We start from the raw sequence: 13,971 nt of genomic DNA, 5'->3' as shown, positions 1-13,971 counted from the left end.
CCGACCGGAACTCTCAGAGCAGTCCGGCGAGTTCGCCGCGGGAGGCGACGCCGAGCTTCGGATAGGCCTTGTACAGGTGGTGGCCGACCGTCCGCGGGCTGAGGAACAGCTGGGCGGCGATGTCGCGGTTGGAGCGGCCCTGCGCGGCGAGGCGGACGATCTGGAGCTCCTGCGGGGTCAGCACCGCGAGCGGCCCGCCGGCCGGCCCGGTGGGTCCGGCTGGGGCGGCCGTGCCGGTGGCGGTCAGCTCGGTCCGGGCGCGCTCCGCCCATGGGTGCGCGCCGAGCAGTTCGAAGGCTTCGAGCGCGGCGCGCAGGTGCGGACGGGCGTCGGTCCGGCGGCGCTCGCGGCGCAGCCACTCACCGTAGAGCAGCGCGGTCCGGGCCTGCTCGAAGGGGCGGCCGGAGTCACGGTGCAGCTCCAGGGCGGCCAGGTAGCCGGACTCGGCGAGCTCGTCCGGGCCGAGCAGGGCCTGGCAGCGCAGCCGCAGCGCGTGCGCCCAGGGCTGCCCGGTGGCGGCGGCCCAGCGGGCGAAGCGCTCGTAGGGTTCGGCGGCCCGCTCCGGGGCGCCCAGCCGGACGGCGGCCTCGACCAGGTCGGGGACGGCCCGGGTGGCGCCGACGTGGTGGCGGTGGCGTCCGGTGGTCAGCGGCCGGAGCCGGTCGGCGGCGTCGGCGGCCCGGCCATGGCCCAGGTCGAGCAGGGCGAGGGCCCACTGCGCCCACGGCTCGCCGGCGGGCGGCGCGCCGCCCGGACCGGCTCCGGCGAGGGCCCGGCGGACCAGGGCGGCGCAGCTGTCGGCGTCCCCCCGCAGCGCCGCCAGGTAGGCCAGCAGTGAGCCGAGCTGGCTGACCCACTGGCGCTGGCCGGTGTCCTCGGCGAGGGCGAGCGCCTCCGTCGCGGTGACCTCGGCGTCCCGGTGGCGGCCGTGGAAGAGTTCGGCCTCGGCAAGGAAGAACTGCACGGTGGGCAGCATGCCGACGGCGCCCTTGGCGCGGGCCTCGGTAGCGAGTTCGGCGGCGAGTTCATGGGTCTCGGCGTCCCGGCCGAGGATCAGCGTGGCGCCGCAGAGCTGGACCAGATCACTGGGGACGGCGCCGGCCCGGCGAGCCGCGGCGGCCGTCTCGCGGGCGGACGGCAGGGGCGGCGCGTCCCGGCCGAGCAGCGGGAGGGTGCCGGCCAGCAGGTGGTGGACGAGCGGCGCGGCCGGCTCCCCGGCCGGCAGCCGCAGGGCCGCGAGGCGGTCGAGGACGGCGCCCACCGGCTCCTCGCCGACGTACCAGGCCGCGTGGAAGGCCTGGAAGAGCATCCGGGCGGCGTGCGAGACCTCGATGCCGGGGGTGCAGGCGTCCAGCAGCAGGCGGTACGCGGCCGGGTGGTCGCCGCGCCAGAACTGGGCTGTGGCCCGGACGTGCGCGATCATCGCGTGCGCGAAGGGGTCGTCGGTGCGGGCGCCGGCCCGCTCCGCCAACGCCTCGGCATGCTCCAACCGCCCTTCCTCGGTGGCGGCTTCGGCGGCCAGCACCAGCCGCCGGGTGGCGCCGTCGCGGTCGGGGGTGAGCCGGGCCGCCCGCTCGTACGCGGCGGAGGCGGCGCCGTGCCCACCACGGGCCTCGGCCCGTTCGGCGGTCCGCTCCAGGGCGTCCGCGAGGGCCGCGTCGGGTGCGGTGGCGGCCAGCGCCAGGTGCCAGGTACGGCGGTCGCCGTCCGCCAGGGCCTCGCCCAGGGCCCGGTGCGCGGCCGACCGCTGCCGCAGCGGCGCGCGGTGCAGGATCGCCGCCCTGACCAGTGGATGCCGGAAGGCCAGCACGGCGGCGTCCTCCGGGCCGGTGATCCGGACCAGGCCGGCCCGCTCGGCGGGGGCGAGCGCGTCGGGGCCGGCCCCGAGCGCGGCGCCGGCGCGCAGGACGGCGGCCAGGTCACCGGCCTCTTCGGCGGCGGCGACCAGCAGCAGCGTCTGGGTGGCGGCGGGGAGTTTGCTGACCCTGCCGTGGAAGGCGAGTTGGAGCCGGCTGGTGAGCGGCAGGCCGCCGGAGCCGGTGCTGCCGGCCGGTTCGGCGGCCAGCGCCGCGGGCAGCTCGGTCAGGGCCAGCGGGTTGCCCCGGGCCTCGGCCAGCACCCGGCGCCGGACGACCGGCGGTACGGTGCCGACGCCGTGGGCGGGAGCGTCGGCGAAGGCGGTCGGCGCCCCGGATTCGGCTGCTGCGGAGAGCAGTTCGGCGGCGGCCGCCTCGTCCAGCCCGGCCAGCCGCAGCTCCGGCAGGCCGGCCGCCGGGAACGCGCCCTCGTCGTCGCGGGCGGCCAGCAGCAGCACGATGCCCTCCGCCTGCAGCCGGCGGGCGGCCAGCAGCAGCGCCTCGGCGGACGAGCCGTCCAGCCACTGGGCGTCGTCCACCAGGCACAACAGCGGTTTCTCGGCAGCGAGTTCGGCCAACAGTCCGAGGGTGGCCAGGCCGATGAGCAGCCGGCCGCCGGCCGGCCCGGACTCCTCGGCGAGTCCGAAGGCGCCCTCCAGCGACCGGCGTTGCGGCCCGGGCAGGGCGGGCAGCCGGTCCAGCCCGGGTGCGAGCAGCAACGTGAGCCCGGCGAAGGGGAGTTCCGCCTCGTACTCGACGCCGGTCGCCCGGATCACCCGGAATCCCGGACCGGCGGCCGACGCGGCGTGCTCCAGCAGTGCCGTCTTGCCGATGCCCGGCTCGCCGCGCAGCACCAGCACCCCGCTGCGGCCGCCCCGCGCCTCGTCCAGCAGGCGGCCGATGGCGGCCTGCTCCGCACCCCTCCCGTACAGCATGCCCCCGACCCTACCCACCTCAACGCCGGTAGTCCCGGCCGCGATTACCGATGCGTGACCGATTCGGCCGGCCGGCGATCTCCGTACCTTTTCGACCAGCGGGAACGGCCCGCGACCGAGCACGAAGGAGCAGGACCATGACGGATCTCCAGCAGCTGGCCGAGCGCTACATCGCCACCTGGAACGAGGCCGACGCCGACGCCCGGCGCAAGCTGGTGGGCGAGCTGTGGAGCGAGGACGGCGACTACACCGACCCGCTGATGGCCGTCACCGGCCCGGACGCGATCTCGGCGGCGATCGGCGCGGCCCGGGCGCAGTTCCCGGGGCTGGTCTTCACCCTCGGCACGGTGGACGCGCACCACAACCTGGCCCGGTTCACCTGGGACCTGGGGCCGGCCGGGGCGGATGCGCTGATCGTCGGCTTCGACGTCCTGGTGGCGGACACCGAGGGCCGGATCGCGTCGGTGCTCGGCTTTCTGGACCGCGTCCCCACCGCGTGATGCCCCGCCGGGGGCGCCCCACGCGTCCCCGGCGGCGCACCGCCCCGCACCCACCGGCACCACTCCGCACCATTTCGCACCCCCCGCCCCGCCAGGACCGACCCGGCCCGGCCCGCCCCGGGCTCGCCGGAGCCCGGCACCGAGGAGAGTCCCGCGATGAACAGCAGCCTGCGCAGCAACCGGCCGGCACGCCGGCCCACCCCGGCCCCGGCACCCGGCCCGAACCCCGGGCCGGCACCCAGACCGAAATCAGCACCGAAATCCGTACCGGGACCCGGACCGGGACCCGGACCGGGACCCGGACGCCCCGCCCGGGGCCTGCTCCCGGTCGTCCTGGCCGCGACCTTCATGACCGCGCTCGACTTCTTCATCGTCAACGTCGCCGTCACCTCCCTCCAGGTCGATCTGCGCGCCGGGCCGGCCGCCGTGCAGTGGGTGATCGCCGGATTCGGACTGGCCCTGGCCGCCGGGCTGGTCACGGCCGGGCGGCTGGGCGACCGCTACGGGCGCCGCCGGGTGTTCGCCCTCGGGCTGGCGCTGTTCACCCTCGCCTCCGCCGGCTGCGGGCTGGCCCCGACGGCGGGCGCGCTGGTCGGCGCCAGGGTGCTGCAGGGGCTGGCCGCCGCCCTGACGGGCCCGCAGGTGCTGGCCATCCTGCGGACGGCGTTCAGCGGGCCCGCGCTGGCCAGGGCGTTCGCGATGTACGGGCTGACGCTCGGAGTCGGCGCGGTGTTCGGACAGCTGATCGGCGGCCTGCTGATCCGGGCGGACCTGTTCGGCCTGGACTGGCGGGCCTGCTTCCTGATCAACCTGCCGGTCGGCCTGGCCGCCCTGGTGCTGGTGCGCCGCTGCCTGCCCGAGTCCCGCGCGCCGCAGCGCCCCGGGCTGGACCCGGTCGGCGTCGTCCTGGCCACCCTCGCCCTCACCACCCTGGTGCTGCCCCTGATCCAGGGCCGGGAGCAGGGCTGGCCGCTCTGGACCTGGCTCTGCCTGGGCGGATCGGCCGTTCTGCTGGCCGCCTTCGGCGTGCACCAGCACCGGCACAGCGCCTCCCCGCTGGTGGACACCCGACTGTTCCGCGAGCGCGCCTTCACCGCCGGGATCCTCGCCCAACTGGCCTTCTGGCTCGGCCAGGCCTCCTTCTTCCTGGTGCTCGCCCTCTACCTGCAGCAGGGCCGCGGCCTGGACGCCCTCGGCGCCGGCCTGGTGTTCACCGCGATCGGCCTCGGCTACCTGCTGACCTCGATCACCGCGCACCGGCTGGCAGCCCGGCTGGGCCGCCAGGTGGTGGCGGTGGGCGCGCTGCTGATGACCGCCGGTCTGGGGCTGATCGGCCTGGCCGCGTACGAGGTGGGGACCACGGGCAGCGTCTGGTGGCTCGCGCCGGGCCTGTTCCTGGACGGCCTCGGGATGGGCATGGTGATCGCCCCGGTGACCACCACGGTGCTGACCAGGGTCGCCCCCGAACTGGTCGGCTCGGCCGCCGGGGTGCTGGCCACCGTCCAGCAGGTCGGCGGGGCGCTCGGGATCGCGCTGATCGGCATCGTCTTCTACGGCGCCGACGGGTTCCCGCAGGGTTTCGAGCGGAGCGTGGCCGCGCTGGCGGTGCTGGAGCTGGTGCTGGCGGCCTTGGTCCAGCTGCTGCCCCGGACCGGCCCGGCCCCCGCCGTTCCGGCCCCGGCCCGGGGCGCCTGACCGGCACGACACTCCCCGCCCGGCGGTCCCGGCAGCCACTGCCGGGGCCGCCGGCGTTCCGATCTCCCCCGCCCATCGGGTTGGATGGGCGGATGAGTGACGAGAAGAGCGCGGTGCCGGTCTGGGAGCAGCGGTTCAGGGCGGCGCGGGTCTCCCTGCCGGACTGGGCGGAGGACGCCCCCGACCGGTCCCTCTACGTGTCGAACGCGACCGGCACGTACGAGGTGTACGCCTGGGACCGCGCCACCGGCGTCCACCGCCGGGTGACCGACCGGCCGAACGGCACCACCGACGCCGAACTGTCCCCGGACGGCGAGTGGATCTGGTGGTTCGACGACAGCGACGGCGACGAGTTCGGCGTCTGGCGCCGCCAGCCGTTCGCCGGCGGACCGGACGAGCCGGCCGTCCCCGGCCTCGCCGCCTCCTGGTCGGCCGGCCTGGTGCTGGGCCGGGACGGGACCGTGGTGGTCGGCCGCTCCACCGACGAGGACGGCACCACCCTGCATCTGCGCCGGGCCGGCTCGGTGGAGCCGGAGGAGGTCTACCGGCACGAGGAGTACGGCGGCATCGGCGACCTGTCCTACGACAGCGCGCTGCTCGCCGTCGACCACACCGAGCACGGCGACGCGATGCACTCCGCGCTCAGGGTGATCCGGCTGGCCGACGGCGCGACGGTCGCCGAACTGGACGAGGTGACCGGTCGCGCCGAGCCGCGCGGGGTGGCCTGCCTCGGCTTCGCCCCGGCCGAGGGCGACTCCCGGATGCTGATGGCCCACCAGCGCCGCGGCCGCTGGGAGCCGATGCTCTGGGACGTCCTGACCGGCGCCGAGACCGAGCTGGTGCTGCACGACGAGGACGGGCGCGAGCTGCCCGGCGACGTCTCCGCCCAGTGGCGGCCGGGCGCCCGGGCTCTGCTGGTGGAGCACGAGTTCGAGGCCCGCAGCGAGCTGTTCTCGTACGACCTGGAGAAGGGGCTGCTGACCAGGCTGGCCACCCCGCGCGGCACGGTCGGCGGCGCCACCGCCCGCCCGGACGGCACGGTGGAGTTCCTCTGGTCCTCCGCCGCCGAGCCCGCGGCCGTCCGCTCGACCTCGGGCGCAGTGGTGCTGCGGGCGCCGGGCGAGGTACCGCCCGGGTCGGTGCCGGTCGAGGACGTCTGGGTGGACGGGCCCGGCGGCCGGGTGCACGCGCTGGTGCAGCGCCCGGCCGGCGAAGGCCCGTACCCCACCGTCTTCGAGATCCACGGCGGCCCGACGCACCACGACAGCGACTCCTTCGCCGCCGGCCCCGCCGCCTGGCTGGACCACGGCTTCGCGGTCGTCCGGGTCAACTACCGGGGCTCCACCGGTTACGGGCAGGCCTGGACGGACGCGCTGCGCGAGCGGGTCGGGCTGATCGAGCTGGAGGACATCGGCGCCGTCCGCGCATGGGCGGTGGCGAGCGGGCTGGCCGACCCGGCGCGGCTGGTGCTCTCCGGCGGCTCCTGGGGCGGCTACCTGACCCTGCTCGGGCTCGGCGTGCAGCCGGAGGACTGGTCGCTGGGCCTGGCCGCCGTCCCCGTCGCGGACTACCTCACCGCGTACGACGACGAGATGGAGGCACTCAAGTCGCTGGACCGCACCCTCTTCGGCGGGACGCCGGAGGAGGTGCCGGAGCGCTGGACGGCGTCCTCGCCGCTGACGTACGTGGAGCGGGTCCGGGTGCCGGTGTACATCAGCGCCGGGGTGAACGACCCGCGCTGCCCGATCCGGCAGATCGAGAACTACGTCGAGCGGCTGGAGCAGCTGGGCCGGCCGCACGAGGTGTACCGCTACGATGCCGGCCACGGTTCGCTCGTGGTCGACGAGCGGATCAGGCAGTTGCGGCTGGAGATCGCCTTCGCGCTGCGGCACCTGGACATGGGGGAGATCCGATGAGAAACCGCACCGGGCCGGCGGCCGTGGTGATAGCCGTCGCGGCACTGGCCCTGACCGGCTGCTCCAGCGAGGACGCGCAGGCCTGCCCGGACACCCGGCAGGTCTTCACGCCCGCGGCCACCTCGTCGGCCGTACCGTCGGCCGTACCGTCGGCCACGCCCTCGGCCGCCAGGACGGCGGCCGCCCCGACGGCCACCAAGGCGGCGTACGACGGCGCCGGCACGGTGCTTCCGGCCGTCTTCGGCACCCGGCTGACCGGCGCGGACGCGGCGGGGTCGGAGGTGGCGGGGTCGGACGTGGCCGGGGCGGACGCGGCGGGGTCGGACCCGGCGGTCGCGTCCGGGAGCGCGGCGGCGGGCGGCACCGCGGTGAGCTTCCTCGCGAAGAGTTCGAAGAGCTCGAAGAGCAGCAGTTCGAAGAGCTCCAAGAGCAAGCGCAAGGTGCGTCACCACACCGACCACGATGACGACGACAGCTCCTCGGGCAACAACAACTGCAGCGACACGTACCCGACGAGCTCGCCGTACCCGTCCCGGTCGCCCTCGGCGTCCCCCTCGCCGTCGCCCTCGGCCGGCCGCGGCGCCGGCGTCCCGAGCCCGTCGGCGAAGCCGGCGCTGCCGCCCTCGGTGCCCTCGGTCAAGCCGTCCCGCTAGTCAAGCCGCCCGGCCGGTCCGGGCGCCCGGCGTCACTCCAGGACCGGGTCCAGTCCCAGGGCCCGGTCCTGCTCGGCCTCCGCCTCCCGGCGCACCAGGCGGAACCACATGAAGACCACGAAGCCGCCGAAGACGAACCACTCCAGCGTGTAGCCGAGGTTCTGGAACGCCCGCAGGCTCAGCCCGTCGCCGCCCTGCGGCTGCACGGTCGGCACCGCGGTCAGGCCGGCCGGCACGGTGTCGGCGGCCACCCAGCCGTCGTACCAGCCGTCGTACGGGAGCATGTTGAGCAGGGTGGCCCGGCTGATCGTGCCGAGCTGACCGGGCGGCAGGCCGCCCGCGACCGCGCCGTTGCTGCCGCTGCTCTCGCCGGCCTGCAACCGCCCGGTGACGGTCACCTCGCCGGCCGGCGGCGCGGGCGCGGCGGCGGGCGCACCGGGGGCCCAGCCCCGGACGACGGCGACGGTACGGCCGTCGGCGGTGCGCAGCGGGGTGAGCACGTAGTAGCCCTGCCGGCCGTCCAGCACGCGGTCGGGCACCAGCAGTTGGTGCTCCGGGTCGAAGCTGCCGGTGGCGCTGACGCTCCGGCCCACGGTGTCGGTGCCGACCTGCGGGACGGCCTCGGTGAGCACGCCGCCGAGCGGTTCGACGGATCCGGCCGCGGCGGCGGCCATGGTGGCGGTGGTGTCCCGGTGGGTGGAGACCCGGTCCTCGAACCGGCCGAGCTGCCAGGAGCCCAGCCAGAGGCAGACCGCCACGGCCACCAGGGCGAGGACGGTGCTGCTCAGCCAGCGCGGAGTCAGGAGGAACCGGTACACACCCCCCACGGTAACCAGTGCCCCCGGGTCGGCGGACCGCTGGGGTGCGCCCTGCCCGCACCGCGGCGGGCCGCCCGGTGCCTCCCTGGCCCGGCCCACCCGGGTCCCCGACAGCTCGCCCACGCTCATGGGTCCGGGTCGGACCCGGCCCGCCGCTGGGCCAGCCGGAGGGTCAGCCGGAGGCGGAGGGGCCCGAGGGAGCGGGCGGGGCGGGTTGCGGAGCCGTGCGGTAGACCGTGCCGGAACAGGCTCCGGCGATGACGGCGGTGACGGTGCCGGCACCGGCGGGCGCCGGGGTGTACGCCAGCGTGATGCTCGTGCTGGGGGCGGTCGGCGCGGCGGTGGGGCTCGCGGTCGGACTGGGCGCGCTGGTGCCACCGGCGGTCGGGGAGGGGGACGGCGCCGCCACCACGCCCGGTGTCGGCGCGGCCGAGGCGGCATCCGCGGCCGTCCTCGGCGCCGGTGAGGCCTGTTCCTGGGCGCCCCCGGCGGGGACGGCCGGCGGCGCGCCGGTCCGCGGACAGGAGCCACCCGGCACCCAGCCGAACTGCACCCGGTAGGCGGTCTTCGGAGCCAGTACGGGCGGTCCGGCGGCGGCGATCCCCACCGGGTCCGGCAGGGCCGTCGCGGCGTCGCCCGCCAGGTGGTCCAGGACCTTCACCAGCGCCGGGTCGAACCCGGTCACGGCGCTCACCAGCAGGGTGCCGGGCCCGCTCAGTACGCAGCTGCGTCCCGAGGTGTTGGCCACCGTGAAGGAGCCGTAGACCGCCCCCGCCGCGTCGGGCGCACCGACCTGCGCGGTGCCCGGGCCCAGGTCGGCCCGCTCGCACTCCGGCAGCGGCGCCATCCCCGATCCCGGCCCGGCGGAGACGGCGCCGGTCGCCGTGCCGCCGGCGCCGGCGGCGCTCGACGTGCTCGGGGACCCGGGCCAGCTCCCGGCCGTCCCGCCGGCGCCGCCCCAGCTGTAGGGGCCGGTCGGCCGCCCGGCCGAGGTCGCGCCCGTCGTCCGGGCGGGCGAGGGAACGGTGCCGGTGACGTCCGCGGTGCCGACCGCGGCCGGGCCGGACAGTCCGAGGCCCTCGGGGTAGTGCAGGGCGGGCAGCGCGACGGCGGCGGCCAGCACCACGGCGGCGGCGCCCGTCCAGACGCCCCTGCGCACGGCCCGGCGGCGGGGCACCCCGCTGCGGATCCGGGCCAGCGCGGTGCCGTCCGGTTGGAGCCCGGCGACGGAGCGCCGCATCAGGTCCCGGACGAGCCGCTCCTCGGCCGACAGCTGCCCGCCGGGGCCGGCGAGGTCACCGGTGACGTCGAGGTCGTCCAGGTGCTCCACGCCGCCGGTGCGGCCGGTGCTTTCGAAGCGGCCCGGGCCGCCGGGGGTGCCGGGCCGGCGCCGACCGGGCTCGCCGGGCGGGCAGGCCGGCTGCCCGGCCGGCCGGTGGTCGTCGGTCATTGCCCGGCCTCCATCTGCACCCGCAGCGCGGCGAGCCCCCGTGACCCGTACGCCTTCACCGAGCCGAGCGAGATGCCCAGGGTGTCGGCGACCTGCGCCTCCGTCATGTCCACGAAGTAGCGCAGCACCAGCACCTCCCGCTGACGACGTTGCAATCCCCCCAGCGCGGCCTTCAGTTGGTCGCGCTCCAGCGCATCGTAGGCGCCTTCTTCTGCACTGGCCATGTCAGGCATCGGCTTGGGGAGCAGCCGCAGGCCGAGGATGCGCCGGCGCAGCGTGGACCTGGAGAGGTTCACCACCGTCTGCCGCAGGTAGGCGAGGGTCTTCTCCGGCTCGCGGACCCGCCGGCGGGCCGCGTGCACCCGGATGAACGCCTCCTGGACGACGTCCTCACAGCTGGAGAGGTCGTCGAGGAGCAGCGCCGCCAGCCGCAACAGGGAGCGGTAGTGGGCCTGATAGGTCTCGGTGAGCAGGTCTTCGCTGGTACCCGCCGTGCCGGCTGCGACCGCCGTCATCGTGCCTTCTACCGACCTATCCACCGGCCGCAGGGCGCGCGGGGACAGCGTCGCGACGTTCATCGCCCCGACACCGACCCCTACCCCGACCATGTTCGCCACGCCCGTTGGACACTCGATCCCCTGTCATGGTTGCCCAGCTTGCGGCACATTCTCCCGCATAGGCCGAATCCCCCTCCAGGGGTGGGAGGGGGATTCTGACAGTTTGTCTCAGAAGAGGTCCGGCGGTACCGGTCGGCCCGGCCGCGCGGAGCGGTCCGAAGCGGGCGGCGTCGGGCCGGGAGCCCGGCCGGACCAGGGCCGGGACCCGCCGCACCGGGCGGCGGGACCGACCCCGGGGTTCAGCGGCCGGTGCCGCCGTAGACCACTGCTTCGTCCGTGTCGCTGTCCAGGCCGAAGGCGGAGTGGACGGCGCGGACGGCCTCGTTGACGTCGTCGGCGCGGGTGACGACCGAGATCCGGATCTCCGAGGTGGAGATCAGCTCGATGTTGACGCCCGCCTCGGAGAGCGCCTCGAAGAAGGTCGCGGTGACCCCCGGGTTGGAGCGCATACCGGCGCCGACCAGGGAGATCTTGCCGATCGCGTCGTCGTAGCGCAGCGACTCGTAGCCGATGCCCTCCTTGACCCGGCCGAGCGCGTCGATGGCCTTCTGGCCCTCGGCCTTCGGCAGGGTGAAGGAGATGTCGGTCAGACCGGTGGCGGCCGCCGAGACGTTCTGCACCACCATGTCGATGTTGACCTCGGCGTCCGCGATGGCGCGGAAGATGCGGGCCGCCTCGCCCGGCTTGTCCGGCACGCCGACGACCGTGACCTTGGCCTCGGACGTGTCGTGGGCGACCCCGGAGATGATGGCCTGCTCCATCTCGCCCCCTTCGGGCTTGGTCGGGTTGGTGCTGCTGACAATGGTCCCCGGAAGCCCGGAGAAGGACGAGCGTACGTGAATCGGGATGTTGTAGCGGCGCGCGTACTCGACGCACCGGTCCAGCAGCACCTTGGAACCGGAGGACGCCAGTTCCAGCATGTCCTCGTACGCGATCCAGTCGATCTTGCGGGCCTTCTTGACCACCCGCGGGTCGGCGCTGAACACGCCGTCCACGTCGGTGTAGATCTCGCAGACCTCGGCCTTCAGCGCCGCCGCCAGGGCGACGGCGGTGGTGTCCGAGCCGCCGCGGCCCAGGGTGGTGATGTCCTTGCTGGACAGCGAGACACCCTGGAAGCCCGCCACGATCGCGATGTTGCCCTCGTCGAGGGCGGTGCGGATCCGGCCGGGCGTCACGTCGATGATGCGCGCCTTGTTGTGGACCGAGTCGGTGATGACCCCGGCCTGACTGCCCGTGAACGACTGGGCCTCGTGACCCAGCGATTTGATCGCCATGGCCAGCAGCGCCATGGAGATCCGCTCTCCAGCGGTCAGCAGCATGTCGAACTCGCGGCCGGCAGGGATGGGTGACACCTGCTCCGCGAGTTCGATGAGCTCGTCCGTCGTGTCGCCCATCGCGGACACCACGACGACGACCTCATGGCCGTCCTTCTTGGTGTCGACGATTCGACGGGCCACGCGCTTGATGCCCTCGGCATCCGCAACGGATGAGCCGCCGTACTTCTGCACGACAAGGCCCACGTGCGCTCCTCGACTTGTGTCGGTTCTCCGGTGACCGGGTCAGCCGCGGGTGGCGCCTGCCGGCCGCCGGACCCCCGGTGTGTGCCGGGGTTCTGCGGTCCGCGCCAGTCTACCGAGCGGGGCGGGCCCGCCAGCCGCTTTCCATATGATGAGACGCCTGTTTCACCTGATGGTCAGCCGTCCGACACTCCGACGGGCAGGTCTGCGGACCGGCCGGTGCGGGCCCGGAGAATCGCCGGGCGGCGAGGGGCGGGCCCCGGAATTCTTCGACCGGCCCACGCCGAAAAGATTTTCCGAGGCCTGCGTCACAGTCCCTCCACAGGCCGGCTCCGGCCGCCACCGACGCGCCCCGGAGCCCTGGCCGGCCGCCACCGCCCGGGCGCAGCCCGACCGGCGCCGCCGCCCTACAGGCCGAGTTCCGCCGCCATCAGGTCGCCGGCCTGCTGCTCCAGCTGCTCGTCCGTCAACCCGTCGTCGTCCGTGTCCGCGCCGTCCTCGGCCGCGCCCAGCGGGCTGTCCAGCCGGACGTGCGCGATCAGCGACTGCAGCGCGCGCAGCACCGCCGAACAGGTCGAACCCCAGTTGGAGAGGTACGAGAACTGCCACCACCAGAGCGCCTCGCTGACCCGGCCCTCGCGGTAGTGGGTCAGCCCGTGCTGCAGCTCGCTGACCACGCCGGCCAGATCGTCCGAGATCCGGAAGGCGTTCGGCCTGGTCGGCGGCTCGTACGGGTCGAAGACCTCGTGGTAGACGTCGATCGGCGCCAGCAGCTCGGCCAGCCGCTCGCGCAGCTCCACGCCGTCCGGCTCCGGGCCCGCGTCGGGCTCGAACCGGTCGTCCGGCACGACGTCCTCGATCGCGCCGAGCCGGCCGCCCGCCAGCAGCAGCTGCGACACCTCCAGCAGCAGCAGCGAGACCGCGCTGCCGGGCTCGTCGCCCTTGGCCACCTCGGTGACCGCGAGGACGAAGCTCTCCACCGAGTCCGCGATCTGCACCGCGAAGTCGTCCGGCTCCGAACCGTGGGCGTGCGTGTGGGTACCGTGCGTCTGGTCAGACATCGAGCAGTCGTCTCCCTTCGAAGGCCCGGCCGAGGGTGACCTCGTCCGCGTACTCCAAGTCCCCGCCGACGGGCAGTCCGCTCGCCAGCCGGGTCACCCTCAGGCCCATCGGCTTGCACAGCCGGGCCAGGTAGGTGGCGGTCGCCTCCCCCTCCAGGTTGGGGTCGGTGGCCAGGATCAGCTCGGTGACCGTGCCGTCCGCGAGCCGCGCCAGCAGCTCCCGGATCCGCAGGTCGTCCGGGCCGACGCCCTCGATCGGGCTGATCGCGCCGCCCAGCACGTGGTAGCGGCCGCGGAACTCCCGGGTGCGCTCGATCGCCACCACGTCCTTGGACTCCTCGACCACGCAGATCACCGCGAGATCGCGCCGCGGGTCCAGGCAGACCCGGCAGCGCTCGGACTCCGCGACATTGCCGCAGACCGCGCAGAACCGGACCTTGTCCTTGACCTCCAGCAGCGAGTGCGCCAGTCGGCGGACGTCCGTCGGGTCGGCCTGCAGGATGTGGAAGGCGATCCGCTGCGCGCTCTTGGGCCCGACGCCGGGCAGCCTGCCCAGCTCGTCGATCAGGTCCTGAACCACGCCCTCGTACAACGTCGTGCCTTCCCTCGTGCCTGCCTGCGGTCCGGTCGCCCGGCCCTGCTCGCGGTACCGGTCGCCCGGGTGCTCCGCCGTCCTACCGGCCTGCCCGACCTGACGGGGACGGCGCCGGCCATGCCTCCGGCCGGTCGGGCCGTCCCGCGGCGGGTGCCGACGGTCCGGTGCCATCATCCAACGAATCGGGCGCCGGACACACCGTCCGACGCCCGACTCCCTCACAAATCACACAATGCCGTCGCCACGGTCACCCGCTGTTCGAACGGATGCCTCCGGACCGGCCGGAATGGACCGATCCCGACCGAACGTGAACCGACCCGGTCCGGGCGTGGACCGACCGGTCCGGGCGTGGACGGGC

At 75.1% G+C, this 13,971-nt stretch carries 11 protein-coding genes; 4 read left to right on the top strand and 7 right to left on the bottom strand.

Annotated features, from left to right (window positions below):
• Positions 1–13: 13 nt before the first annotated feature.
• Positions 14–2,791: a helix-turn-helix transcriptional regulator gene (locus OG689_RS22400; protein ID WP_266322695.1), complete on the bottom strand. Its 2,778-nt coding sequence runs from the start codon at positions 2,789–2,791 to the stop codon at positions 14–16.
• Positions 2,792–2,928: 137 nt separating this feature from the next.
• On the opposite strand from OG689_RS22400, the gene OG689_RS22395 reads away from it, so the two are divergent.
• The 4 genes from OG689_RS22395 (at position 2,929) to OG689_RS22380 (ending at position 7,555) form a co-directional block, all read left to right on the top strand.
• The gene (locus OG689_RS22395) at positions 2,929–3,291 is read left to right on the top strand and encodes a nuclear transport factor 2 family protein (RefSeq protein WP_266322694.1); all 363 of its coding nucleotides are present in this window, start codon (positions 2,929–2,931) and stop codon (positions 3,289–3,291) included.
• Positions 3,292–3,447: 156 nt separating this feature from the next.
• Complete coding sequence (locus tag OG689_RS22390) at positions 3,448–4,986, top strand: MFS transporter (protein WP_266322693.1); 1,539 nt, start codon at positions 3,448–3,450, stop codon at positions 4,984–4,986.
• Positions 4,987–5,078: 92 nt separating this feature from the next.
• The gene (locus OG689_RS22385; RefSeq protein WP_266322692.1) at positions 5,079–6,902 is read left to right on the top strand and encodes a prolyl oligopeptidase family serine peptidase; all 1,824 of its coding nucleotides are present in this window, start codon (positions 5,079–5,081) and stop codon (positions 6,900–6,902) included.
• Positions 6,899–7,555, top strand: coding sequence for a hypothetical protein (locus OG689_RS22380; protein WP_266322691.1), 657 nt, complete (start codon positions 6,899–6,901; stop codon positions 7,553–7,555). Before OG689_RS22385 ends, OG689_RS22380 begins: the two co-directional genes overlap by 4 nt.
• Positions 7,556–7,587: 32 nt before the next feature.
• Here OG689_RS22380 and OG689_RS22375 read toward each other — a convergent pair whose 3' ends face one another.
• The 6 genes from OG689_RS22375 to recR all read right to left on the bottom strand — a co-directional run bounded on the left by OG689_RS22375 (position 7,588) and on the right by recR (position 13,610).
• Complete coding sequence (locus OG689_RS22375; protein ID WP_266322690.1) at positions 7,588–8,373, bottom strand: SURF1 family protein; 786 nt, start codon at positions 8,371–8,373, stop codon at positions 7,588–7,590.
• A 172-nt stretch (positions 8,374–8,545) separates the two neighbouring features.
• Positions 8,546–9,823 carry a hypothetical protein gene (locus OG689_RS22370; RefSeq protein ID WP_266322689.1) on the bottom strand — a complete coding sequence of 426 codons (1,278 nt, stop codon included), beginning with the start codon at positions 9,821–9,823 and terminating at the stop codon, positions 8,546–8,548.
• Positions 9,820–10,338, bottom strand: coding sequence for a SigE family RNA polymerase sigma factor (locus OG689_RS22365; RefSeq protein ID WP_266322688.1), 519 nt, complete (start codon positions 10,336–10,338; stop codon positions 9,820–9,822). Before OG689_RS22365 ends, OG689_RS22370 begins: the two co-directional genes overlap by 4 nt.
• A gap of 341 nt (positions 10,339–10,679) precedes the next feature.
• Positions 10,680–11,960 carry an aspartate kinase gene (locus tag OG689_RS22360; RefSeq protein ID WP_073924683.1) on the bottom strand — a complete coding sequence of 427 codons (1,281 nt, stop codon included), beginning with the start codon at positions 11,958–11,960 and terminating at the stop codon, positions 10,680–10,682.
• Between the two features lie 404 nt (positions 11,961–12,364).
• Complete coding sequence (locus OG689_RS22355) at positions 12,365–13,018, bottom strand: DUF5063 domain-containing protein (RefSeq protein ID WP_073924684.1); 654 nt, start codon at positions 13,016–13,018, stop codon at positions 12,365–12,367.
• A complete protein-coding gene (gene recR, locus OG689_RS22350; RefSeq protein WP_073924685.1) occupies positions 13,011–13,610 on the bottom strand; it encodes a recombination mediator RecR in 600 nt (199 codons plus the stop codon). Before recR ends, OG689_RS22355 begins: the two co-directional genes overlap by 8 nt.
• Positions 13,611–13,971 lie beyond the last annotated feature (361 nt).

The organism is Kitasatospora sp. NBC_00240, assembly GCF_026342405.1.
Taxonomy (GTDB): domain Bacteria; phylum Actinomycetota; class Actinomycetes; order Streptomycetales; family Streptomycetaceae; genus Kitasatospora.
Note: the sequence above shows the minus strand (reverse complement) of the source record. Positions and strands in the feature narration are given on the sequence as shown.

What these genes read in the sequence shown, in the direction of transcription:
- OG689_RS22385 (WP_266322692.1), top strand. Translation starts at nt 5,079, where the DNA reads ATGAGTGACGAGAAGAGCGCGGTGCCGGTCTGGGAGCAGCGGTTCAGG.
- OG689_RS22355 (WP_073924684.1), bottom strand. Translation starts at nt 13,018, where the DNA reads ATGTCTGACCAGACGCACGGTACCCACACGCACGCCCACGGTTCGGAG.
- OG689_RS22380 (WP_266322691.1), top strand. Translation starts at nt 6,899, where the DNA reads ATGAGAAACCGCACCGGGCCGGCGGCCGTGGTGATAGCCGTCGCGGCA.
- OG689_RS22400 (WP_266322695.1), bottom strand. Translation starts at nt 2,791, where the DNA reads ATGCTGTACGGGAGGGGTGCGGAGCAGGCCGCCATCGGCCGCCTGCTG.
- OG689_RS22390 (WP_266322693.1), top strand. Translation starts at nt 3,448, where the DNA reads ATGAACAGCAGCCTGCGCAGCAACCGGCCGGCACGCCGGCCCACCCCG.
- OG689_RS22370 (WP_266322689.1), bottom strand. Translation starts at nt 9,823, where the DNA reads ATGACCGACGACCACCGGCCGGCCGGGCAGCCGGCCTGCCCGCCCGGC.
- OG689_RS22395 (WP_266322694.1), top strand. Translation starts at nt 2,929, where the DNA reads ATGACGGATCTCCAGCAGCTGGCCGAGCGCTACATCGCCACCTGGAAC.
- OG689_RS22365 (WP_266322688.1), bottom strand. Translation starts at nt 10,338, where the DNA reads ATGACGGCGGTCGCAGCCGGCACGGCGGGTACCAGCGAAGACCTGCTC.